Here is a 22,740-nt window from a genome sequence, read left to right as displayed (position 1 = left end):
TAGGCCTAAATCACAATGCTCGTACAGTAAGCACTGACCATTTTTCGTATAAGTTACCTTTATAAACAAATGTTTGTACAGCTGTAACACCCACCTTAAAAACTTCAGAAAAACTTACTTGTCTTTTTTTAATCTGTTTAAATTTCCAAAACCAATCTATTTGGATCTTCTATGTAATTTTTGATTTTAACAAGGAAAGTAACTGCTCCTTTGCCATCAACTATTCTGTGGTCGTAAGAGAGGGAAATGTACATCATAGGTCTGATTTCAATTGAGCTACTCACAGCAACTGGCCTATTTTGTATTGAGTGCATGCCAAGTATTCCAGATTGCGGAGGGTTTATTATCGGAGTAGAAAGAAGTGAACCATATACACCACCGTTTGAGATAGTAAATGTTGCACCTTCCATTTCCGATACTTGCAGCTTACCTTCTCGTGCTTTTTTGCCAAGAGCAACTAAAGTTAGTTCAATTTCAGCAAATGACATTTGATCAGCATCACGAATAACTGGTACAACAAGACCTTTATCAGTGCCAACAGCAACACCTATGTCATAGTAATTTTTATATACAATTTCATCACCTGAAATCTCAGCGTTAATCTCACGAATTTCTTTTAGTGCTTGCACTGCTGCCTTTATAAAAAACGACATGAAACCCAGTTTTATTCCATATTTCTTTTCAAAAGTTTCTTTATACTTTGCCCTCAGATCCATGACGTTTTTCATGTCAATTTCATTGAACGTGGTCAGTATTGCAGCAGTATTTTGCGATGCTTTCAAACGAGCAGCTATTACTTGCCTTATTTTGCTCATTTTCACTCGCTCTTCTCTTCTCTCTCCACTTACTACACTTTTTGGCGATTCATATTGTTTTACCGAAGGTTGTTCAGCTTTACTCATATGGTCTATCACATCCGCTTTAGTTATTCTACCTCCCATGCCAGTTCCTTTTACATTTTCTGCACTAATTGCATTTTCTTCCATAATTTTACGAGCTGAAGGGGCATCTTTTTTATCAGGGCCTTCGCCTTTATCTTCTTTTTTCACTTCTTCTTCTACTTCTCCTGCAGCAAGTTTTGCCAGTAATTGATCAGGGCTAATTATATCATCTTCTTTCACAAAAAATTCAGTTATTTGTCCTGAAGCTTCTGCAGTTAGTTCTAGCGCCGTTTTATCAGTTTCAATTTCAAAGATCAAGTCATCTACTTTTACTGCTTCGCCGATATTTTTCTTTATTTTTACTATACCTTCCGTAACTGATTCACCACCAAGAGTTTTTGGCGCTCTGATTTCTATAATTTTGCTCATAAAATAACTTCTATATAAAACTTTCTATAAATTTATACATGAAAAGAAACATAAATAAACTAATAAATTCATTAGGCCTTATGCTTGATTCTTTCCTCCTAATACATGCAAAATTAAAATACTAAGTAAATTGAAATAAGATTATGGATTTTGATAAGGCAGGCAATGCAGAAGACTTATATAACGAAAAACTTCAACTGATATGTAAGACTTATAACAGAGAATTACTATCAAATCAAAGAGTTGTTGATGGCATCAATTCAATGGATTACAGTAAGCTTAAAATCTTATGCAAGTATCATAATAAGTTTAGTCACAAAGGTATTGAAGAATTACTATTAGATGAGAGCATTGTTAATCACATCAACGATTATGATGATGAAATGTTTAGGTCCATGCTAAATAATGCACCTGCGGAGCACAATATTCTAGAAATACTAAAAGGTGGAAAGATTTGCAATATCAACAATGAATTCGAAAGTAGTGATAGTGAGGAGAATGGAGAAAATTATGGATATTATGATTACGAGGAAGATGAAAAAAATGATCCGAATAACTTCGCTAAAGAAGCACTAGGAAATAAAGGAATTAATGAAAAACATGTTGATGATGTTCAGTTTTGCAACGATGCAGATGTGGGAATACCACCAAAAAATCAAAATGATATTAGGAATATCCGTCTTATTCAATGGATGATAGTTGAGAGTGATGGTAAGCTTAGTGAGCAAAATGTTACAGAATTACTAAAAGATCAGAGTTCTATTGATCGAATTAACTCTATTGGTGATAAAAAGCTTCAACTTATACTCAAGAGTAATAAGTTTAGTGGTGAAAATATTATGGAGTTATTAGGAAATCAAAAAGTTGTTGAATACCTCTGTTTTATTGATTATGAAAAATTTGAACTCATTCATAATAGCGATAAGTTTAATAGTAGCAATTATACTAGTAGCAGTTACAAGATTATAAGGTTGCTAGAAAATCAACAAGTTGTTGAGCACATCAATTTTATTGATTATGAAAAACTTAAATTCATACTTTGTAATGATAAGTTTCTCTTTAGCGATATTGTAAGACTACTAAAAAATCAGGAGGTTGTTGAGAATATCATTTCTTTTAACATTAAAAAATTTCGACTCATATTTTATCGTGATAATCTTAACTACGTAGATACAATAGAATTACTAGGAAATCAGAAAGTTGTTAATGGAATCGGTTTTACTCCTTTTGAAGAGTTAAAATCCATGTGTAGTCATTCTAGTCTTAGCGATATTATAAAACTACTAGAAGATAAAAATGGGCCTAGTAATGTCTTAAGTGGGACACGGAAAGAAAAAATGCAAGTCAGTTACATATCATGACATAGCTTAAAAAGTGTTTATATCCAAGGTTTTGCTTTATAAATTTAAGAGGGTGTTAAATAAACCATACGCATCAAATTAAGAAAACACGCTCAATTTAGACCATTTTTGCCATATTTCTTAGTAAAATCACTGGCAGCTGACACCGAGGTTGAGAAAATTTTTGTAATATAGACTATCAATGATTTTTCAGTAATAATATAGTTTTAGGTGGATATAGTGAACGTTTCATACAGAGATATAGACATTAAGCTAATTAGAACAGGTTGAATTCAAATGTTGAATCTAGAATCTCTGCCAAAACATCTAGCAATTATTATGGATGGTAATGGTAGGTGGGCAAACAATCAAGGAAGGGTAAAAATTGATGGCTATAGAAAAGGCAGTGAGGTTGCATTTGATATTGCTAAGCATTGCACAGTCCTGGCCATACCTTACTTAACTTTGTATGCATTTTCCATGGAAAATTGGCTCAGATCTGAAAACGAAACAGACTACCTATTTAATTTATTTTACTACACTTTAACTAATGAAGATAAAATGAAATTCATTTACAATTGTAACATTAAGTTAAATTTTATTGGCAATTTAAGTCTATTGCCCAGTAAAATATTCGATCAAATCAAAAAAGCAGAAGAAGTGACACATAAGAACGATGGTCTATTACTCACTGTTGCAGTTAGTTATGGAGCAAAGCAGGAAATTATACATGCTATCAACAACGTCATAAAAGGAAATATTGATTGCGTATTGGAAGAGGAATTTGAAAAATTTCTGTATACTAAAGATTTGCCAAAATTGGATTTATTAATTCGCACTGGTGGCGAAAAAAGGTTAAGCAATTTTTTATTATGGCAAGCAGCTTATGCTGAATTGTATTTTTGTGATACTTTGTGGCCCGATTTTTCTTGTCAAGATTTGACCAAAGCACTAGAAGATTATACAAAAAGAGAAAAAAAATATGGTAGATAATAACTTTATGGTTAGAATATTGTCCTCAATAGTAATATTACTCATATTTTCTTTTGCTACATATTTCAGTGATTTATCATTTTATCTACTAATTTTTTCAATTGCAGTTTTATCTTCTTTTGAATGGTATAATCTAACTCAGGGCAATAGAATCTTATACATTTTCGCATTACTATTAATCGCACTACCAAATGCCTCGCTAATATGCCTATATAATCTACCACAGGGAAAATATGCATTAGTATGGCTTATCTTAACTATTTGGAGCATCGATATTGCTGCCTATTTTTTCGGCAAAAATTTTGGTAAAACTAGAATTTGTCCAATCATTAGCCCTGGGAAAACTTGGTTAGGACTTTTTGGTGCAGTCTTAGCTGGAATAGTGTGTACAATTTTTGGCTCAATATTTTTGAGTTTATTTCCAATTTTCTATTCCCCAATAATTGGCGTTACAATTGCTATTCTAGCCCAACTTGGAGACTTTACTGAATCACTCATAAAAAGAGTTTACAATGTTAAAGATAGTGGAGGTATAATACCTGGCCATGGAGGAGTACTTGACCGTATGGACAGTTTCATCTTTACTGCCCCCTTTATTGCTATTTACATAAGCTAAAAAAATGAAGTACTATTAACCTTTGGTTCTTTCCTTCTTGCTTATTACTTTCACCTCAACAGATTGAAATTCTTCGGCACTCACTATTTCATCCATTGACTTATTACAATAAGGACAATACATTTCTCCTTCTTTGTGTAAGTATACTATTGGATGACCAGAACCATCATCATTCTCATCACCACGGCAGCAAACTATTACATTATTATCCCTCACTTTTAACATGTCTCTCCTTTAGCTTACAATATTTTACACATCTAACATACTCGTTTGGAAATAAAAAAGACAACAAATACTTATTCTCCATTTTCTACCCTATTTAGATTAATCAATTCACTTTGGACACTTTTTGACACAAAGTTGCTAACATCTCCTCCTAATCTCGCTATTTCCTTTACAAAACTTGATGAGATAAATTGAGTATCCTCAGATGCAGGAAGAAATATAGTTTCGATTTCAGGAAAGAGCTTATAATTTACCCAACTCATTTGAAACTCGTAATCAAAATCCGATACTGCTCTCAGTCCTCTAATAATAACAGAAGCATTTTGCTCTTTGGCAAACTTCACTAGCAACCCATTAAAGGATATAATATCTGCATCAATTCCTGCTCCTTTCACTTCATTTTTAGCCATGCTTGTGCGCAGTCTTATGTCAAAATTAGTATGTTTATTAACATTCTCTGCAACACCAATTATCAACTTATCGACTAGCTTACATGCTCTTTTTATTATGTCAAGGTGCCCAAAAGTTATGGGGTCAAATGTACCAGGATAAATTCCTATTTTGTTACTAATGTTCATTCTTTGTTTCTATACTTCAAAAACTTTTGATGGACATGATAACGTTTTTTATCTAAAAATGAAAGTACGTAGTTGGCCTGATAGCTCAGTTGGTAGAGCAAAGGACTGAAAATCCTTGTGTCGCTGGTTCGATTCCTGCTCAGGCCACATTCTTTTTCTTAATGTTCTATAATATATTATAATATATTATAATATTAATATAATTATTTAGGAAATAATGTATAAATGTTACAATAGAATATTTAATATACTATTAATTACATTTCTACTATTAAGTAATATCGCTTATAGTGAAAAAGTAAACAAAGAACCATCTGCTTTGACAGCAGAGAATGCAGTAAATTATAATATAATTGTTGGTTTATTGCAAACAGATGAATCTCAAAATATCTATGAGATATTCAATAATTTTGGGGTTAAAACTATATTCATTGACTACGACAAAATAATTAATCTAAAAGAAATCCAAGAAGAGTTCGCAAAACAAGATGAAATATTGGCAAAAAAGCTGATACTAGATCGAATAAAAGTTGAAGTTGCAAAATTTATCAAAGAGCAAAAGATAAACAGAATATTTATTTCAGATAACTTTCATTCAGCTCTTAACCCTTACCGCCAGCTTGTGAATGAAGCAATTGTAAAAACAGTAGATGACAATCCTACAATTCATTTGCTTGCCATATGCGGTGGTTTACAAGACATTATGCATGCAAAAGAAATTGAAATAACAAATGTTGTTAATGATGAGAAGAATCATTTAAAATCATCATCCTATCCACAAAAAGAGAATATATCTCTTCAGCAGATAAAAATTGTTCCAGGTAGTCGTTTGGAAAAAGTGGTAGCTAGATTTTTACTACCTAATCAAAATGGCTGGTTTTCAACTTATTTTCCGAATGCTCATTCAGGTACAGTAAGTAATACTACAGAGAATAGAAGAAGGCTAGAGCTACTTGGATATAAAATTGCAGCATTTGCCAATGACGGGGTAATAGAAGCTATCGAAGATAAGCATGGTAATATTTACTTTCAAAGTCATCTAGAAGCCCTTGTTGTCAAATCAGATAAAAACTCTCGTTTGTCAAGCCAAAAGGTACGTCAGGTTTCAACACTAGTTGCTGTAGCGATTATAAATGATTTTCTTCATCGCGTTTAATGCTAAAATAAGGAAAATCATTTAATGTCATGCCAGTACCCTTTTTCTTGTTATTCCAGCTTGTGACACTGGAATGGCTTTATTGCATCACTCTTCGGATAATAGGTAACGTGGAATGAAGCTATCTCAAATTTAGCCATGCCTATATCAGTAATTTTGTTAAGCAAATAACACTTGAGCTCTCTCACGATTAACCTCAGATTTGTTTCTAAAACTAAACCAAAATGTTTGCTTCAGTCGCGAGAAAAAACTTTCTATATAAGATCTCTTCCAATAATTTATCTCTTTTTTCCACCTCTTCATACCATCTTCATCATATGACTTTATGAGCTTGATTGTAGAATTTCTCTCATTCATATAATCCAACTTTGGATGCTCTACTGCATTATTTTGCGGAGGAATCCTTGTCTTTATGTCAAGCTCATCGCACAGTTTGTATAACTTCTTTCGATTATATGCCCTATCTGCATATATCGTGCTTATGTTATACTTGGTATCCACTCTTTCAATAAGATCACAGGCTCCATAGTGGTCGGAATAAACTCCACTACTGTATTTTGCAGCTATAACTTTTTTACTACCTATCTCTAGCATTACATGTAGCTTTCTTGTTTGCTCATAGCGGCGATACTTTCTATCTGTACCATTTGCCTTACTATGGCCTGGAATATTATTGTAGATGCTGATACCTGTACTATCTATAGCAATTTCAATATCTTCCATATCGTTCTTATCAACTCTGCAGTCGTTGATTTTGATATTAAGCTTTTTAAACCTTCTTGAAGCCTGCGAATAGCTGATAATTTGCAAAATTTTCCCTATTTGCTCAAGATATTTCTCTATAAATCCCACTGTTTGCCTAAGACCAATCCTGAATAGATAGGTTATTATGTGAATTAGAATCACTACTTTGTCGCTGTAGACATTGTTGCCACCTGCTACTTTTGGACTATTTTCGTACCAATTTTCAATGGCATCGTTGATATAATGAAAAACATTTCCCCTTTCTTGAAGAAATTTGTTATATTCATTGCAGTTACTGACTTTCATTCTTATTGGCATATTTTTCCTTTGTCGGCTAAATATCTATTTTATAACAAATTCCATCAGTAACTGCCTGTTCTTTCCTTGAGTGGTGCAACAAAGCCTGCTGGCATCCAGTTTTTCGTTTCATCAAATTTAGCATAACTCAAGTTTGCTTATAAATTTTTCTGGATGCCAGTGTCTGGGCACTGGCATGACATTATGGAATTTGAGCTCCAGTGTCAACTACTCTAATGATACCTGATTATGATGAAAGAAATCTAATGATTTATATAAACCCCATAGCATGTCGAACGAAGCTTTTTTTAAGAAAATCTGAATTTTCAACTACCATTAAACCAAGATTTCTCAGAACTTGAGCGCAAAGTATTCTGTTGGAAAATATTCTATTTAGTCCATCAGTTGCAAGTGCCATAGTAAAATTATCAAAGTATCTGTCATATGAAATTTTCTTCAATAGATAATTACTGCCAACATCAATGCCAGAGGATTTTGCAGCAGTTATTTGTCTAATAACACTCTCTACATCTCTCATTCCAAGGTTAAGTCCTTGACCTGCAACCGGGTGGATTGAATGTGCTGCATCGCCAATCAGCAAAATTCTGCTTTTATGCAGCTTTCTTGCAAAAGAAAAACTCAAAGGATAGAATCTTCTTTCACCCTCTAATTCAATTTCTCCCAAATAAGAACCAAATCTTTTTTTGAGTTCTATGACAAATTCCTCTTCGGATAAGCTCATCAGCATTTTTGAAATTTCGCATTTTTCTGTCCAAACTATTGAAGAAGTATAGCCACCTTTCATTGGCAAAATTGCAAATGGACCACCAGGAAAAAACCGCTCTACAGCTAAGTTTTGGTGATGTAATTCATGTTTTACATTAAATACCATGCTATTTTGTTTATAATCAAATTTTATCATTGGTATAGAAAACAACTCTGGCAACCTAGAGTTTTTACCTTCAGCACAGATAAATAGTGATGATATCAATTTTTGATCATTATCAAGAGTAACTTCCATGTATCCTTCGTCACAAGAGATTGTTTTATAGGAACGTGGAGAATATATATTGAGTTTATGCAAAAAATTTTTATTGATTGCATTCCATATAATAGCGCTCTTGATTACATAGCCCATTGGCTCTTCACCAACCATTTTATGGTCATAATGCACAGTAAATGGACTATCTCCATCTAATATGCATATATCAAGTATTGGTTCAGTTTCGCCTTCTAAGAGCCGCCAAATCCCTAATTTTTCTAGTATTTTTTTTGATCCTTGAGAAATGGCAAATGCTCGATTATCATCAACTGCACGTGGTAAACTATTTTTCTCAATTACGGCTACAGATACAGAGTCATTACTCAGGCCAATAGCAGTAATAAGACCAATTAGCCCACTACCTGAAATGATTACATCGTAATTCATTTTATTAACCTAAAATTATATTATACCCATTTTGAAAATAGTTTAAACGAACTTTGTAGACACTGAACTTCTCATTACTATCTTAGTTATAACCAAAATAGTAATAAAATATTAATTATTTTACACTAAATTAGGTCTAATTTTATTAAAGGAGCTAGATTATGACTACAGATTGCAAAAAAGAATTACTAAATTGCATTAGCAAGTACAGAGAAGAACTTGCAGAAAATAAAGCAGCAATTAGACAAACTTTAACTAGCGATAAAATTAATATAAGCGATTACTTTTATAAGGGTGATAAAATCTGTAACAAAGAGCTGTTTAACATAGGAAGTGAGTGTCAAGATAAAAAATATGGTAGTCGACAAGAATATACGTATGATGAGTGGAAGGAAAAAATTGAAAAACCTCATGCTAAAGATTTGCTAAAGATGTTACAAAATGAAATCAAAGGTAAAATATTAAAAAGTTTTGAAGATTATGAAAAATATCATAAAAATTCTACTGAAGCTATAAAAAGAGAATTAGACATAGATTCAAAATTAAAGGCAATACTCAAAGAAAAGCAACAACCAGAAACTGATGAAACTCGAGCATATTATGACGTTATACGAGGTTTATATGAAAATGGAGACATGCGCTCTCAACTAAAGTGCAATGATCTTGATTGTTTTAATAGAACAATAGAAGATAATCTATCTCAAAAACAATCCGAGCTAGCTGCTATAAAGGATGACTTTTTGGATAATACGCAAAATATTTTTCAACATATTCAAGTTGAAGATAGTATTTTTTAGAGAAATAAGATTATGCTATTTTTTTAATGAAATTTCTTAAGTGGTAGATTATTTTTTACAGCTACATCTGAGGTAGCTGTCACTACCTGAAATGTAACAAATAAAATACCAATCTTAAATATTGCTATATTTCACGATAGTTTCTCAATTTAACGCACATGCTTTTGGAACATTCTCATTTGTCAAATAGTTTCTGTCATGCTACACAATCTGTAATGCAGGTTTTAACTTACTTTTACGCAATATTGATCATTCTTGAAAAGCAATCTAACATTTTCTATTCCTTGATTACGAAGCTTTGATGCAGCTGATTTAGCTACCTGAGCGTTTACAAAAAATGCTACATATCCCTTACTTTCTGCATTGTTTTGTTTTGGGTGACGTTTCTGCATTTCTTTTTCATATTGCCTTTTGTAATGAGGAGTATTTTGTATCAATTGTTCTGACCTCTTTCTTAAGTACTCGACTTTTACCTTCGCAAGCCCAGACTTATGAAGTCCTAAAACTTGTGCTGCTTTTTCTGACAAGTCTATTATTCTACCTTCAACAAATGGCCCTCTATCATTAACTCTTATAACAAGCTTTCTTCCATTTTCTAAATTAGTAACACGAACAAAGCAGGGTAGGGGCAAGGTCTTATGTGCTGCAGAAATCAAGTGACGATTAAACACTTCACCGTTAGCTGTAATTGTGCCATGATCTTCTATTCCATACCACGATGCTATTCCTACTTCCTCATAACAGCTACAGTATTTTGGGTGGTAGGTGATACCATTTATTGTATAGCTATTGCCAATTTTATAATGACCTGCGGTGTGATTACACCTATTGCTAAAACTACAACTACTCATCAAAACGAATATTAGACATAGAAAGGCTAGTTTTTTTATCATTGTACTTAGTGAAATGGTTCGATACCATGAGGATTTTAAATTATACTATAATAAATTTAGTAATAAGTAAACATCTACTGCCAAATATGCACAGCACTAAAAAAGAAGTAATACATATAATCGGTATAGGTGGAATTGGAATGAGCGCAATTGCTGAAATTCTTCATAATTCCAGTTATAAAGTTCAAGGCAGTGATACGCGATCAAACGACAATATAGATAGGTTACAAAAATTAGGTATAGAGGTCTATATTGGTCACGATGCAAGTAGTATTAGACAAGCTCAAATAGTTGTACATTCTTCCGCAATAAAACCTGATAATGTGGAGCTAGTTGCAGCAAGAAATAACAATAAAACCGTTTTGCATAGGTCAGACATGCTGGTTAAAATTATGAAAGGTAAATATGTGATAGCAGTTTCAGGTTCAAGTGGCAAGACGACGACGACAGCTATGATTGCTTCCATTTTTGATCATTCTGGTGCTGACGCCACTGTAATTGTTGGAGGAATATTAAATTCCTATCAGAGTAATGCAAAACTTGGCAAAAGTGACATTTTCTTAATTGAGGCTGATGAGTCTGATGGAACTATGTTAAAAATTCCTGCAGATATTGCTGTTGTAACAAGTATTAATGACGACCATATAGACCATTACGGTACATTTAACGACATCAAAAATGCGTTTTCTAGATTTGTAAACAACGCGAATTTTGCTATTTTGCCTGATTCTGCAGACATCAATCATGATGCGAGTAATTCTATAAAGTTTTGGTTTGGAAATGGTAAAATTAGAGCTAGCAACATCAAACAACACAATAATAGCATAGAATTTGACGTGCTGATTAGTATAAACGAAAGTAATCGTATTCCATTGTCCACTACTCGAGTAGTTGAGAGTGGTGGAATAAAAGCAGCTCTTGATTCGTCACTTCAATGCTTGAAACTGGATTCTCGTTTCAATGTTAAACAAGATACTATAGAATTTAAGAGGACAATCCCTAGAAAATCTCTACATTCAAAAAAAGTAAATCGTACTAATGCTATTTGAACAAGCTAGCGTAAAAGTAAGCTAAATTTTTTAAGGTACAAAAATAGCAAGAAACAGTTGTTTGAAAAAAATTGGAATTTGATTGGATTGCTGAAAATTGGCTCTCAAACTTTAGACGCATGAGCAAGATAATACTCTTTAACTAATATAGATTAGGTGATTTGGAAGAGATACATCTAGAGCAGCCAGCAAAGTGACAATACATATTACCGCAATAACTAGAAATGAGAAGGATCTATATGGTGATTATAGATTTTTCCAGACCTTGAAAACAATAAATAGACAGTAAATTAGAACTACTGCAAAAAAAACAAGAATAGCTACACTGGTTGCTTGACCATCGTAAACGTAGCTTGTTAAGCCGATAAAAATAGCCATGATAGAAGCTCTAATAAATGAAATTGCAGAAGAAGTTGTGCCTTTCATTTCAGGGAAAATATTTAATGATGCATTGAAAATGACTGCTTGACAAATTCCACAGCCAATACAAAAAATAACCATAGACAGCGTTACTAAGTAGTAAGCACTGGGCATGATTATACTGAATATTAAAAGTGATAGGGATCCAATAGCAATTACGCCTGTACCGGAAATTACACACAAATTGCTCCAAGTTTCTTTAAGATCTTACTGGAAAACAGGCTAATTAGTGAGAAAGACCCAACCATTGCACCTTGATGTAGCGCATAAATAGTGCTGGATAAACCAAAAGTTTCCATATACAAAAAAGGGCCACAAGTAATGAATGACATATAAGCCGCAGAAAAAAGGCTCTGTGCCAAAGACAACACCATAAATTTTGAACTTGATAATAATTTTTTATAGTCTTTCATCATTTTTTTTAGACTAAAAATATCACGGTCCTTTTTTGTTTCTGGTAACAGAAAAAGCAGCAAAACCCAAGAGATGAAACAAAGTATTGCAACACTTGCATAGTTACCACGCCACCCAACAATTTTGTTGATGAAACTGCCTAATACTGGTGCAATTGCTATGAGAACTGTGATAATAGAATTCATGATTCCAATAAATTTTACTGCTTCGTTGCCTTTATAGCTGTCTGCAATAATTGCAAACACAACTACAGATGTGCTAACACCAATGCCTTGAATAAAGCGAGAGATTAAAAGCCAAGAAACTGACAGCGCAAAAACACAGCCAACAGCACCGATGAGTAGCAAAGTGTTGCCTATGATCATCATCCTTCTTCTGCCATAGCATTCAGACAATGGACCAAAAAATAACCCTCCTATGCAAACGCCTAAAAAATTATAAGCAATAGTTAATTGAATTGTGCTTTCCGGTACGTTAAAATAGAGTACTATATCAGGAAAACTAGGTACAGAAATATCAATTTCAATGAACTTAGCAAGTTAGAGATAGAATTAATAAAAACGGTAGTAACACTTAAAATCTTTAATTAATGAATAAAAATATCACATTTAAAGCGTTGAAAGAAGAACATTTTTCACTATTATTAAAATGGGTAGAAATGCCCCATATAAAGAAGTGGTGGGATACGGATATAAATTGGACACCAGAATTAATTGAGAAAAAATATAGCAACTACGTTAAAGGATTCAAACGTTTGAAATTTAAGACACAAATTATTGAAAAACCAATGCACGCATTCATTATTAATTGTGATGGAGTTGATATTGGTTATATTCAATATTACAACAAACATGATTTCCCACCTAAACAGATCTATAACACTTTAGAACTTCCAGAAAGTTGTGCTGCTATAGACTGGTATATCGGAGAGCTGAATTATGTAGGTAAAGGAGTTGGTTCACAAGCTTTGAATATATTTTTAAACAAATTTGTCTTTAAAGTTTATGAGAATGCCTTTGTCGACCCAGGTATAGCAAATGTTTGTGCAATCCGTGTTTACGAAAAAGTTGGCTTTAAAAAAATTATGGAAAGTAATAGTGCGATTTTAATGATTAAGGCAAGAATTCCTGAGAACCATTCAAGATGAGTGTTTTTTCAACAATCTACCTAAATTACTAAAAGTGGCTTATAAAAATATACAAGGAGCTTTATACAAACTTAACATAATTTAGTCATAAAAATATCATTATTAAGTCCTATATAAGAACAAATTTTGGCACTCAGTGAATCTTTTTTAACTAACTATGAACTTGATTAATTGGAAAATAAATTTTACTTGCTTTTACAATACCTTAAAATCTAATATCACTTTATCAGCAAAGATATCACAATAGGCTAGTATGTTCTTCACTCTTTTCCTCAAAATATTATCTATTTACATTACAATACTTATTGGTTACTTAGCAGGAAGATATCTTAAAATTGATAGAAATACTATATCTCAAATACTCTTTTATATAGCTAATCCAATAGTGATTTTATACGGAGTATCTCATACAGAAGTTAATTTAAAAGTAATTTCTCTGCCGATTTTGATATGGTTTATAGGTAGTACTATGTCCTTATCAGTGTATTATCTTTCTTCTTTTTTATTTAAGGACAACACGAGAAACATATTAGCGTTTAGCTCGGGCAGCACAAGCATGGGTTATTTTGGTCTACCGATTGCCATGGCTTTATTTGATGAAGATTCAGTGTCTGTGTATGTTGTCTGTTACATAGGAATGGCACTATTTGAAAATAGCTTGGGATTTTATATAGCTGCAAATGGTATCTATACTGCAAAAGAATGCATATTAAAGTTACTCAAACTTCCTTCATTATATGCGATGATTCTAGGCTTCTTTTTAAGTATATATGATATACAAATACCCACTTTTTTGACGGATGTTATGATAAATATCAGAAGTACATTTATCACATTAGGAATGGTGCTGCTTGGAATAAGTATTGCACAAATTACAAATTTTAAAGTAGATTGGAAGCTTGCTTTGACCACTATTGTAGCAAAGTACATATTCTGGCCGTTATTTGTTTTGGGAATTGTCTTACTAGACAAGCATGTTACAGGTATATATGATGAAAGCATCTATAAAGCACTGATGTTACTGGCTATTATTCCAATTTCTGGATCCAGTATAATACTTGCTAATATTTTAAATTACCAACCAGATAAAGCTACTTTATTGCTCCTAATTAGTACTGCAGTGGGACTATTTTATGTTCCACTTATAATATCATTATTTTTTACTAAACTTGTCCCTTTTTAATCAAAAATTTAAGCGCTAGGCCTATTCACAAAACTTGAATTTAGACTAGACTTCTTGGATAATCATAAAAGAAACTAATCCTTTTTTTCCTCTCCTTTCTTATTTTTTTACACAGAATAGGAAGTTATCAATTGATGGAATTTTCGCAATAATGTCAATAGCAGTAAGATTTCCTACACCTTTTAGCAGGTCTATAGTTGAATTTGGATGTTCTATGAGCAGCAACAAATAAATGTAACTTGCCTTTTTCTATATGATGCTATTAACCGAATAGGTATTCGTTTGACATTTCCATATCTTTGTTATCATTAGTAATACTAAAGGGAAAACTAAACTTAATAAGATTTGGAAGCATATTGTTGTTCTATGATTCACGTAATGCTGCTATGCCTTCGTTGCAGACGTTGTCATAAAGTAAATTAAATTCTTTAATATTTGAAAAACTACTACCCCTTAGCGCACTCATTAATATTATTCCATCAACTATGTTTTTTAAAATTTTTTGAATTTAGTCTCATTTGTTGATAATTTTGTATTTTTATTCAATTGAAAAATGTATTTTGGCAACAAAAACCCTAGTTTATACAGAAAGAAATTTATATCAAACAGCAAGCACTGCTTAGATTTTATGGTTAACGAATATGTGCTTTAAATGTGTGTAGACGCACATATTCGTTAACCTATTTTCTATACAGATTTTTTTTATTTCATATTAATTGCTTCTTTAAGTCTTGCATTGGCAATTACTATGATTTTTCGCATTAGAGCTGTTATAGCTACCATCTTCTTTTTACCTCTACCAATAAGATCAGAATAAAAAGCACCAAGTGCAGATTTAGATCTTGCAGCAGCCATAGCAGCTGTGAAAAGCTTTGCACGAACATTGCTTCTACCACCTGTTATCCTTCGATAACCAATAGTTTTACCGCTTTCTTTTGGATGTGGAGCAACTCCAGCAAGACTTGCAACTTCTTTTTTGTTTAGGTGGCCAAGTTCTGGCATTAGACACACAAAAACTTGTGATAACTTGAGACCTATTCCTGGCACTGTTCTCAAGATTTTTTGACGCTTTTGTAACTCTGGATTTTTATCAATAATTCTTTGTATGGCATCGTTGAACTCATTTATCTGACTGGTAAAAAAGTCTATTGTTTTTTGGCAACTTTCCTTTATATAGTCGTTTTCAGGTGCTGCAAGCCTACATTTCTCTTGAGTTCTCATTTGCGTAATGTCATCACGACGTTGACAGAGTGCAACTAAGGCGGTTTGTTCTTTTGACATACGCACAAATAGAGATAGAGCACTATAGCGTTCAAAACCATATTGAGCAAGGGCTCTTGCATCTGATTGATCTGTCTTTGCTAAAGTTCCATGTGATATGATAAAACTTTTTACTTTACGAGTATTAGCTCGATGTACAGCAACATTCTTATCAACAAGAAAATGTGCTAAGCCAAGCTCATATTTTCCAGTGTTTTCTAAAGTTACTAGAGAATTAGGTAGGATATCTGAAAATTTTTGAAACAACTGTTGCCAACCAGTAGCATCATTGTCAAACTTGATAGCGCTCCTTTGGTTATAAGCTGCAGCAACATTTTTAAATTTTCCGATATCAATGCCAATGAAATTTTGATAAGATGTAATCATAATAAATAACCTCGATAGTTTAATTAATTTAAGATTGTAAACGGGTGCATACATATGTCCCATGCAACTATTCAAACGTATCGAGAGATGGGGCTAGTTTACCTTGATGGCTACGGTTGTAATACCAACTTTCATTCGGTCGCACACGCCCGTGATAGCCCTATTCCTATAGTGAGTAGGGTTATCTTTCCCTCTTATCTCTTTTATATCACATTTTTAACTTACAATCTTCATGGATCAATATTTTTGCTTACACTACAGTAGATACTGTTAAAGGTGTTTTTCAGTTTATTTCTTCTCCTTTTAAGGCAGCTATAAGTATGGAACCTTCTAAAGCTATTACAGTTCAAGGTATTGATAACAACGGTGTACTTCTTTTATTAGATGTATTTATAAGGAAAATCACAGGTCAGAAGTATATTTCCACAGTAGTTCAGTCTATATGCACAGGGCTATGCATTAAATATTATAGAGGAATTTGAGAAAGTAGTAGAACAAGCTGCATTAAAAAGTGGGGTATCAATGCATCGGTTAAATATTGATTGTGTAGAAATGCAGAAAGAGGTTACTGCAAAAATCACGGGTGGTAAGTTTAATGAGATTTCAGGATTTTTAAACTCATATGTAGAGCAAGCATGCCACGATAGAGAAACAGGTAAGTTAAGTCCAAAGAAGTTTAACAAATTTATGGTTGTATTTAATAAGGAACTAGATTTAATAGTAAATCAATCAATAGAGCAGATATTACACAATAGAGATAGTACATTAGAAGTTGAAGAACAGCAAATAAACTTAGAGCCTCAAAGTTATTTAAGTAATACTTCTGTTCAAGGTCATTTAATTCAGGATAGAGGTTTAATAAATCAAGGTAAGGCTTAATTCCTTAGCTTTTTGATTTCATCTAGTAAAAGGTTGGTAATTTGATCTTATAACATCAATGGGCACACTAGCCTTTGTTTTGTATGCATTCAACCAATGTGTGACTATTACGCCACCTAAAAAAATAATCATACACTGTCTTCCATAGAGGAAAATCTTTTGCTCTACTGGCAAATACCTTTCATTATGTATTGTATAACATTAATAATTGTTCTTATTTTGTGCTTTCTTGGCCACACCTTGTGCAACTCTTGGCTCAAGAAATTTCCATTCTTTGTCACTTACATCACCTGGTATATATTTTTTACTGATCCTATCATATTATCTTCCTGATTTCCTTTCAAGATATGTTCTAAAAAGTAGAATCCGTTCAGCAGGGTGACAAAATAAGATAGAAAAGACAGCCATAGAAATAAATGGTGTCATCCCCTGTCATCCCAGTACTTGACACTGGAATGACACCATTTTTGCTTCGATATTTACACATTAGCCATGCATCTGAACGGATACAAAAGTAGAATTTAGAATTCTATCTAAAAGGATACCGAAAAAGAGCAGGAGTCCTATCTGGGAATTATTTTTAAATATGGACATGCATTGATTAGAATCGTCTGGATTGAAATTTTTGTGTTGGTGGTGAAATATGAATCCTATGGCAAGTAAAGCAATATAAAAGATGTTATTTAATGATGATAGTATACCAGCGTACAACCATGCCATTAAGGATATTAAATAAAATCTTTTCAACCAAGATTTTGTTGTATTGCCAAAATATAATGCAGTAGATTTCATTCCTAATTTCTCATCATCTTTTTTATCTTGATGAGCGTATATAGTATCATAACTAAGCGTCCAAAAGACGCATCCTATATAAAATAGCAAGGATTCTATGCTAATCTGGTTTGTTATTGCTGCTGAACCCATGAGTGATCCCATGTTGAAAGTAAACCCTAAAAACAATTGTGGCCACCAAACGTAACGCTTTAGCAAGGGGTAGATAACTATCATGCACATTGAAATTATTCCAAGTATAAGAGTAGTTTTATTGGTTAATAATAAGATTACCAGGGCAATAGACAGTAACAGTGAAAGTAAAGCCAAAGCCTGCTTTATGTTTAATGCACCACTTGCAAGTGGCCTATATTTTGTTCGTTCAACGTGCGCATCTATTTCTCTATCGAAGATATCATTGATTATGCACCCTGCGGGTCTCATTAAAAATGCACCTATAGTAAACAAAACAAGGAGAAAAAGAGCCTGATACGATAGAGAAGTTGAGGCTAAAAGAATGCCGCTTAAGCTAGAAAATAGCACAAGCCACAAACCTGTTAAACTGTGTATTCTCATTAATGAGAAATAATGGTTGAAATACATTAATTAAGTGTGATTATGTAATATTTTGCTTACATTGACAAAATTATCGAATGCTAAATCAGGCTTAAAAACTAACTCAGGTATAAATCGCAAATCAACATAACACAATATAGATTTACGTATTGACCATGCAGATTGGTTCATTTCATTAACAACAGTGCTGATATCATCATTATCATTTTGGATGTTTAATGAAGATAACACAATATATACATCTGCTTTCTTCAAATCTTTGCTTAGCTTTACATCAGATACTACTACTTTTTCATTAAGAACATTACCTTCCATTAAGACTTTTGATATTGCCCTATGTAATACCGATGCTACTTTTAGGTTTCTAATTTCCTTTTTCATATTCAACTACTATAACGTCCTTTCTTCTTGCACTAATTGATAAGCTTCCAAAATGTCTCCAACTTTAATATCGATATTACCCTCTAGCGATATTCCGCATTCAAAATTTACACCCACTTCTTTAACGTCATCTTTAAATCTACGTAGTGCTTTTAACTTTCCTTCATGCACCAATTTGCTGCCACGTACTACCTTAATTAGAGAATCTTTTTTTATAACTCCATCAGTGACATAACATCCGATGATATTACCGGCTTTGGATGAATTAAATATTTGCCTTACAGATGCAGAACCAACACGAACCTCTCGTGTAACAGGCTTTAACATTTTAGTTAGATACATCCTCATGTCTTCAATAAGCTCATATATTATATTGTAAGTATGTATTTCTATACCTTTTTGTTTTGCTAATTCTCTGATTTTTGAATCCACTTTTACATTAAAAGCTAAAATTACTGCGCTTGATGCTTCTGCAAGCAGCACATCTGAATCTGTTACTCCTCCTACTGCTTTGTGTAGAATATTTAATTTCACTTGATCTTTACCAAGCTTATCAATTGAGCTTGATATTGCTTCAATAGAACCAGTGACATCGCACTTTAAAACTACAGATAGTTCTTCTGTTTCACTATCATTACGACTGAATATATCTAAATTACTGTCGTCTAAATCTTCTTGCTTTTTCTTGATTAATTCTAACCTGTATTCAACAATTTCACGAGCCTGCCTTTCAGAGTTTACAACAACAAATTTATCTCCAGCATTTGGTACACCATTTAAACCAGTAACTTCAACTGGAGTAGAAGGTAGTGACGCTTTTTCTCTTTGACCAAGGTGATTAACCATACTGCGTACTTTGCTGTATGTTGTACCAACTATCAATATGTCACCAATCTTTAATGTTCCTTCTTCAACTATTAATGTAGCTGATATTCCTTTAGCTTTATCTATTTTGGACTCTATTACCCATCCAAGTGCTCGACAATCCTCTATTCCTTCTAGCGTCATTAATTCAGCAATTAATAAAATTGCCTCTTCTAGTTTATCTAAGTTGATTTTCTTTTTTGCTGATACTGGCACAATTATAACATCACCACCAAGTTCTTCGGGGATGAGGTCATACTGAGGCAAACTATTAATTATTCTTTCTACATCGCCAGGTTGTGATTTATCAATTTTATTAATGGCAACTATAATAGAGACATTTGCTGCTTTTGCATGGTTTATTGCTTCAACTGTTTGTTTCATGATTCCATCATCAGCTGCAACTACTATCACAACTATATTAGTAATATTGGCACCACGTGCACGCATTGCAGTAAACGCCTCATGCCCTGGTGTATCAATGAAAGTAATTTTTTGCTTATTTTTTGTCGTTAATTGATAAGCACCTATATGTTGAGTGATGCCACCTGACTCTCTTTCTGCAACATTGGATTCACGAAATGCATCAAGCAATGATGTTTTACCATGATCCACATGTCCCATAAAAGTAACGATAGGTGGTTTTGGTCTTTTAGGTAAGTTTTCTCTGTTGCTTATGAAGAGTAAATTCTTTTCTTTATCAGCATCACTTACTCGTTTAGCCGTATGATTAAATTTTTTTGCTATTTCGCATGCTATATCTGGATCTACTAGATCATCTACTCTATAGCTCTCCCCAACTTCTTCTTTGAGCATTTTTAGCACATTCTTGCTATCTTCTGCCATACGAATAGATAACTCCCTGATAGTTATTTTGTCTGGTATAATAACTTCTCTTGATATATTTTTACCCTTAGTAAACTTTGATTGTTTACTTCTTATACCAAATTTTTGCTTAAATACAGGGAGGTATTCATTTCTTTCATCTATTGCCTGTGTAATTACTAGCTTAGAATGCTTAGAGTATATATCTTTGCTAGCTTTAAAAGACTTTTTATCATTGTTCTCATATTCAATACTATCTTCTTTTTGTTCAACTGAGTTAGTATTACTTAAAACTTCCTTATTTATTTCTTTAGGTACAGAGTGTGATTCATTTTTATCTTCAGCTTCTTGATTGCTTTCTTCTTTTTTTATTTTCTCTTCTTGTTCTCTCTGATTCCTTTCTTTCAGCAAAGTAGCATTCTGTACAGCATTAATGCGGGAAATTTGTTCTTTTTCAGTTAAAGAGCCTAATTTACTCTCGTCAAATAAACTATATTCTTCTGCAGAATGAATTTTTCTTCTTTTTTTTACTATTGTAGTACCAGTACTTTGACTATCTAAAGAGTTTAAATTAATGTCTAATTTAAGCTTGCTTAAGCCTTGTAGGGTTAATTTTTTATTACTGATATCTTCATTATTCATATTGTTTTTATATTAATCCAAGCTTTTTACGTGCTTCTATGATTATTAAATCTGCTGTATCTTTTAGATTGTCTTTATTATTAGTTGAGGAAGAGAGTATGCTACAAAACTCATAATTTGATAAATCTGCTATGTCCTCTAAAGTTTTAATATTATGTTTACTAAGAGCAATTTTATTATCTATTGATAAGGCTAAGTTGATTACATCGTCTTCCATACCTAAATTTTTTAGCTCTTCTATTTTTCTATCATTCTCTGCTTTCAGGTAATTATTTGCTCTATTATGAAGTTCATTTGCAATATCTTCATTGAAGCCCTCTATTGAAGCAAGTTCCTTAATTGAAGTGTTAGATATATCTTCTACACTTGAAAAACCTTCTGTTACCAATAATTGGCCCATAATCTCTTCTAAGTTTAAAGCTTCAGCAAATAAAACTGAACATTGACTAAATTCTTTGTTTCTTCTTTCTGATTCTTGCTGAGTGCTTAATATCTCAATTTTCCATCCAACAAGCTCTGAAGCTAATCTTACATTCTGACCCTTTTTTCCTATAGCTAAACTCAATTGATCTTCAGCAACTATTAACTCTATACAATTTTCATTTTCGTCAATAATGACCTTTGATACTTCTGCAGGAGTAATAGCTTTAATAACAAATTGACCCAAATCTGATGAGTAATGTATGACGTCGATTTTTTCACCGTTTAATTCGTGTATAATAGTTTTTATTCTATCTCCTTTAACTCCAACGCAAGCACCTACTGGATCGATATTCTTATCAGATGAAAAAACAGCAACTTTAGATCTTGAACCAGCGTCTCTAGCTATACCTTTAATTGTTATCAATCCGTCAGCAACTTCTGGTACTTCTTGATTCAACAATGCCTCTAAAAAGCCTTCATGAGTCCTAGAAAGAATGATTTGACGTCCATCGTCAGAGCGCTTAACAGCCTGTATGTAAGCTTTAACCTTATCGCCTTCACGAAATGACTCACCACCAATTAAGTTTCGTAAAGGGAGGTATGCTCCAATTCCGTTTATGTCTATAATAAGATCTGAATATTCTACTTGTTTAACGATGCCATACCTCATTTCTCCTACCTTATCTTTAAATTCCTCATATTGCTTTTTTAACTCTTCATTTTTGATTATTTCAGAAATCTTTTGCTGGGCAATTCTTGCTGAAACAAGATCAGTGTTAAGAGAAATCAACTCACTAATAGTATCTCCAACTTTTGCATCTTCTTTTATTAACTTAGCTTGTGTCAACTTAATTAAGTCACACTCATTTTCATTTGATTCATCATTAATGACTTTTAGTTGTCTATATGAGGTAACTTTGCCTGTGTTTCTATCTATATTAACTACAATTTTACTTTTGCTACCATACTTTTGTTGAGCTACTGCTTCGATAGCACTTTTAAGTGCATTTATTATAATATTAAAATCCAAACCTTTTTGAAGTGAGAGCTCTCCCGCTGTTTTTATTACATCAAGGCTTCCAACTATGTTATTCTTGTTGCTTTTCTGCTTAACACTGCTTTTACGATTAGCAATCATATA

The 22,740-nt window shown here is 32.7% G+C and carries 20 protein-coding genes, 1 tRNA gene and 1 pseudogene; 10 read left to right on the top strand and 12 right to left on the bottom strand.

Features of this window, described 5'->3' with window-relative positions; genetic code table 11:
• Positions 1-137: 137 nt before the first annotated feature.
• The gene (gene odhB / locus ABWU28_RS02345) at positions 138-1,310 is read right to left on the bottom strand and encodes a 2-oxoglutarate dehydrogenase complex dihydrolipoyllysine-residue succinyltransferase (protein WP_007302840.1); all 1,173 of its coding nucleotides are present in this window, start codon (positions 1,308-1,310) and stop codon (positions 138-140) included.
• Positions 1,311-1,453: 143 nt separating this feature from the next.
• On the opposite strand from odhB, the gene ABWU28_RS02340 reads away from it, so the two are divergent.
• The 3 genes from ABWU28_RS02340 (at position 1,454) to ABWU28_RS02330 (ending at position 4,259) form a co-directional block, all read left to right on the top strand.
• Entirely contained in the window at positions 1,454-2,671 is a 1,218-nt protein-coding gene (locus ABWU28_RS02340; protein ID WP_007302839.1) for a hypothetical protein, read from the top strand.
• A 276-nt stretch (positions 2,672-2,947) separates the two neighbouring features.
• On the top strand, positions 2,948-3,643 hold the full coding sequence (uppS, locus tag ABWU28_RS02335) for a polyprenyl diphosphate synthase (RefSeq protein WP_007302838.1): 696 nt from the start codon (positions 2,948-2,950) through the stop codon (positions 3,641-3,643).
• Positions 3,633-4,259, top strand: coding sequence for a phosphatidate cytidylyltransferase (locus ABWU28_RS02330; protein ID WP_143689098.1), 627 nt, complete (start codon positions 3,633-3,635; stop codon positions 4,257-4,259). The genes uppS and ABWU28_RS02330 overlap by 11 nt, the downstream gene beginning before the upstream one ends.
• Positions 4,260-4,274: 15 nt before the next feature.
• Here ABWU28_RS02330 and ABWU28_RS02325 read toward each other — a convergent pair whose 3' ends face one another.
• Complete coding sequence (locus ABWU28_RS02325) at positions 4,275-4,484, bottom strand: zinc-finger domain-containing protein (RefSeq protein WP_007302836.1); 210 nt, start codon at positions 4,482-4,484, stop codon at positions 4,275-4,277.
• A gap of 71 nt (positions 4,485-4,555) precedes the next feature.
• Complete coding sequence (gene coaD, locus ABWU28_RS02320) at positions 4,556-5,062, bottom strand: pantetheine-phosphate adenylyltransferase (protein ID WP_007302835.1); 507 nt, start codon at positions 5,060-5,062, stop codon at positions 4,556-4,558.
• 74 nt (positions 5,063-5,136) lie between these two features.
• Here coaD and ABWU28_RS02315 point away from each other — a divergent pair.
• Together ABWU28_RS02315 and ABWU28_RS02310 are read left to right on the top strand one after the other, a co-directional pair.
• A tRNA-Phe gene (locus ABWU28_RS02315) sits at positions 5,137-5,209 on the top strand.
• A gap of 70 nt (positions 5,210-5,279) precedes the next feature.
• Positions 5,280-6,218, top strand: a complete 939-nt coding sequence (locus tag ABWU28_RS02310) for a gamma-glutamyl-gamma-aminobutyrate hydrolase family protein (RefSeq protein ID WP_264376815.1) — start codon at positions 5,280-5,282, stop codon at positions 6,216-6,218.
• Between the two features lie 159 nt (positions 6,219-6,377).
• Here the strand turns inward: ABWU28_RS02310 and ABWU28_RS02305 are convergent, their stop codons facing one another.
• Both ABWU28_RS02305 and ubiH read right to left on the bottom strand, forming a co-directional pair.
• The gene (locus ABWU28_RS02305) at positions 6,378-7,280 is read right to left on the bottom strand and encodes an IS5 family transposase (RefSeq protein WP_264376814.1); all 903 of its coding nucleotides are present in this window, start codon (positions 7,278-7,280) and stop codon (positions 6,378-6,380) included.
• 250 nt (positions 7,281-7,530) lie between these two features.
• Positions 7,531-8,688 (bottom strand): 2-octaprenyl-6-methoxyphenyl hydroxylase, encoded by a 1,158-nt coding sequence (gene ubiH / locus ABWU28_RS02300; RefSeq protein ID WP_007302833.1) that lies wholly within the window; start codon positions 8,686-8,688, stop codon positions 7,531-7,533.
• A gap of 161 nt (positions 8,689-8,849) precedes the next feature.
• Between ubiH and ABWU28_RS02295 the strand changes: the two genes are divergently transcribed.
• Positions 8,850-9,485 carry a hypothetical protein gene (locus ABWU28_RS02295; RefSeq protein ID WP_052264692.1) on the top strand — a complete coding sequence of 212 codons (636 nt, stop codon included), beginning with the start codon at positions 8,850-8,852 and terminating at the stop codon, positions 9,483-9,485.
• Positions 9,486-9,709: 224 nt separating this feature from the next.
• On the opposite strand, the gene ABWU28_RS02290 is transcribed toward ABWU28_RS02295, so the two are convergent.
• A complete protein-coding gene (locus tag ABWU28_RS02290) occupies positions 9,710-10,378 on the bottom strand; it encodes a septal ring lytic transglycosylase RlpA family protein (RefSeq protein WP_012481726.1) in 669 nt (222 codons plus the stop codon).
• Between the two features lie 26 nt (positions 10,379-10,404).
• Here ABWU28_RS02290 and ABWU28_RS02285 point away from each other — a divergent pair.
• Positions 10,405-11,233, top strand: a pseudogene (locus tag ABWU28_RS02285) (Mur ligase domain-containing protein); the annotation flags it as partial.
• Between the two features lie 787 nt (positions 11,234-12,020).
• Here ABWU28_RS02285 and ABWU28_RS02280 read toward each other — a convergent pair.
• A complete protein-coding gene (locus ABWU28_RS02280; RefSeq protein ID WP_353275710.1) occupies positions 12,021-12,719 on the bottom strand; it encodes an MFS transporter in 699 nt (232 codons plus the stop codon).
• A gap of 131 nt (positions 12,720-12,850) precedes the next feature.
• Between ABWU28_RS02280 and ABWU28_RS02275 the strand changes: the two genes are divergently transcribed.
• A complete protein-coding gene (locus tag ABWU28_RS02275) occupies positions 12,851-13,408 on the top strand; it encodes a GNAT family N-acetyltransferase (protein WP_007302829.1) in 558 nt (185 codons plus the stop codon).
• Positions 13,409-13,661: 253 nt separating this feature from the next.
• Complete coding sequence (locus ABWU28_RS02270) at positions 13,662-14,591, top strand: AEC family transporter (RefSeq protein ID WP_353275520.1); 930 nt, start codon at positions 13,662-13,664, stop codon at positions 14,589-14,591.
• Between the two features lie 702 nt (positions 14,592-15,293).
• On the opposite strand, the gene ABWU28_RS02265 is transcribed toward ABWU28_RS02270, so the two are convergent.
• The gene (locus tag ABWU28_RS02265) at positions 15,294-16,238 is read right to left on the bottom strand and encodes an IS110 family transposase (RefSeq protein ID WP_353274924.1); all 945 of its coding nucleotides are present in this window, start codon (positions 16,236-16,238) and stop codon (positions 15,294-15,296) included.
• A gap of 465 nt (positions 16,239-16,703) precedes the next feature.
• Here ABWU28_RS02265 and ABWU28_RS02260 point away from each other — a divergent pair, with 465 nt between their 5' ends.
• On the top strand, positions 16,704-17,117 hold the full coding sequence (locus ABWU28_RS02260; RefSeq protein ID WP_353275708.1) for a hypothetical protein: 414 nt from the start codon (positions 16,704-16,706) through the stop codon (positions 17,115-17,117).
• A gap of 486 nt (positions 17,118-17,603) precedes the next feature.
• Here the strand turns inward: ABWU28_RS02260 and ubiA are convergent, their stop codons facing one another.
• Genes ubiA through nusA form a run of 4 tightly spaced genes read right to left on the bottom strand, consistent with a single transcriptional unit; the run spans position 17,604 to position 22,737 of the window.
• On the bottom strand, positions 17,604-18,491 hold the full coding sequence (ubiA, locus tag ABWU28_RS02255) for a 4-hydroxybenzoate octaprenyltransferase (RefSeq protein ID WP_007302787.1): 888 nt from the start codon (positions 18,489-18,491) through the stop codon (positions 17,604-17,606).
• Positions 18,492-18,494: 3 nt separating this feature from the next.
• Complete coding sequence (locus tag ABWU28_RS02250) at positions 18,495-18,845, bottom strand: ribosome-binding factor A (protein WP_006015187.1); 351 nt, start codon at positions 18,843-18,845, stop codon at positions 18,495-18,497.
• 9 nt (positions 18,846-18,854) lie between these two features.
• Positions 18,855-21,176: a translation initiation factor IF-2 gene (infB, locus tag ABWU28_RS02245; protein ID WP_052264741.1), complete on the bottom strand. Its 2,322-nt coding sequence runs from the start codon at positions 21,174-21,176 to the stop codon at positions 18,855-18,857.
• Between the two features lie 7 nt (positions 21,177-21,183).
• Positions 21,184-22,737, bottom strand: coding sequence for a transcription termination factor NusA (gene nusA, locus ABWU28_RS02240; protein WP_010407241.1), 1,554 nt, complete (start codon positions 22,735-22,737; stop codon positions 21,184-21,186).
• Between the last annotated feature and the right edge of the window lie 3 nt (positions 22,738-22,740).

It is taken from the genome of Wolbachia endosymbiont (group B) of Pilophorus perplexus, assembly GCF_964028155.1.
GTDB lineage: Bacteria > Pseudomonadota > Alphaproteobacteria > Rickettsiales > Anaplasmataceae > Wolbachia.
The sequence above is the reverse complement of the archived record's forward strand: the minus strand, read 5'-3'. Positions and strand labels throughout refer to the sequence as shown.

Coding starts and splice junctions, on each gene's coding strand:
- odhB (WP_007302840.1), bottom strand. CDS start 1,310: ATGAGCAAAATTATAGAAATCAGAGCGCCAAAAACTCTTGGTGGTGAA.
- ABWU28_RS02340 (WP_007302839.1), top strand. CDS start 1,454: ATGGATTTTGATAAGGCAGGCAATGCAGAAGACTTATATAACGAAAAA.
- uppS (WP_007302838.1), top strand. CDS start 2,948: ATGTTGAATCTAGAATCTCTGCCAAAACATCTAGCAATTATTATGGAT.
- ABWU28_RS02330 (WP_143689098.1), top strand. CDS start 3,633: ATGGTAGATAATAACTTTATGGTTAGAATATTGTCCTCAATAGTAATA.
- ABWU28_RS02325 (WP_007302836.1), bottom strand. CDS start 4,484: ATGTTAAAAGTGAGGGATAATAATGTAATAGTTTGCTGCCGTGGTGAT.
- coaD (WP_007302835.1), bottom strand. CDS start 5,062: ATGAACATTAGTAACAAAATAGGAATTTATCCTGGTACATTTGACCCC.
- ABWU28_RS02310 (WP_264376815.1), top strand. CDS start 5,280: ATGTATAAATGTTACAATAGAATATTTAATATACTATTAATTACATTT.
- ABWU28_RS02305 (WP_264376814.1), bottom strand. CDS start 7,280: ATGCCAATAAGAATGAAAGTCAGTAACTGCAATGAATATAACAAATTT.
- ubiH (WP_007302833.1), bottom strand. CDS start 8,688: ATGAATTACGATGTAATCATTTCAGGTAGTGGGCTAATTGGTCTTATT.
- ABWU28_RS02295 (WP_052264692.1), top strand. CDS start 8,850: ATGACTACAGATTGCAAAAAAGAATTACTAAATTGCATTAGCAAGTAC.
- ABWU28_RS02290 (WP_012481726.1), bottom strand. CDS start 10,378: ATGATAAAAAAACTAGCCTTTCTATGTCTAATATTCGTTTTGATGAGT.
- ABWU28_RS02275 (WP_007302829.1), top strand. CDS start 12,851: ATGAATAAAAATATCACATTTAAAGCGTTGAAAGAAGAACATTTTTCA.
- ABWU28_RS02270 (WP_353275520.1), top strand. CDS start 13,662: ATGTTCTTCACTCTTTTCCTCAAAATATTATCTATTTACATTACAATA.
- ABWU28_RS02265 (WP_353274924.1), bottom strand. CDS start 16,238: ATGATTACATCTTATCAAAATTTCATTGGCATTGATATCGGAAAATTT.
- ubiA (WP_007302787.1), bottom strand. CDS start 18,491: ATGTATTTCAACCATTATTTCTCATTAATGAGAATACACAGTTTAACA.
- ABWU28_RS02250 (WP_006015187.1), bottom strand. CDS start 18,845: ATGAAAAAGGAAATTAGAAACCTAAAAGTAGCATCGGTATTACATAGG.
- infB (WP_052264741.1), bottom strand. CDS start 21,176: ATGAATAATGAAGATATCAGTAATAAAAAATTAACCCTACAAGGCTTA.
- nusA (WP_010407241.1), bottom strand. CDS start 22,737: ATGATTGCTAATCGTAAAAGCAGTGTTAAGCAGAAAAGCAACAAGAAT.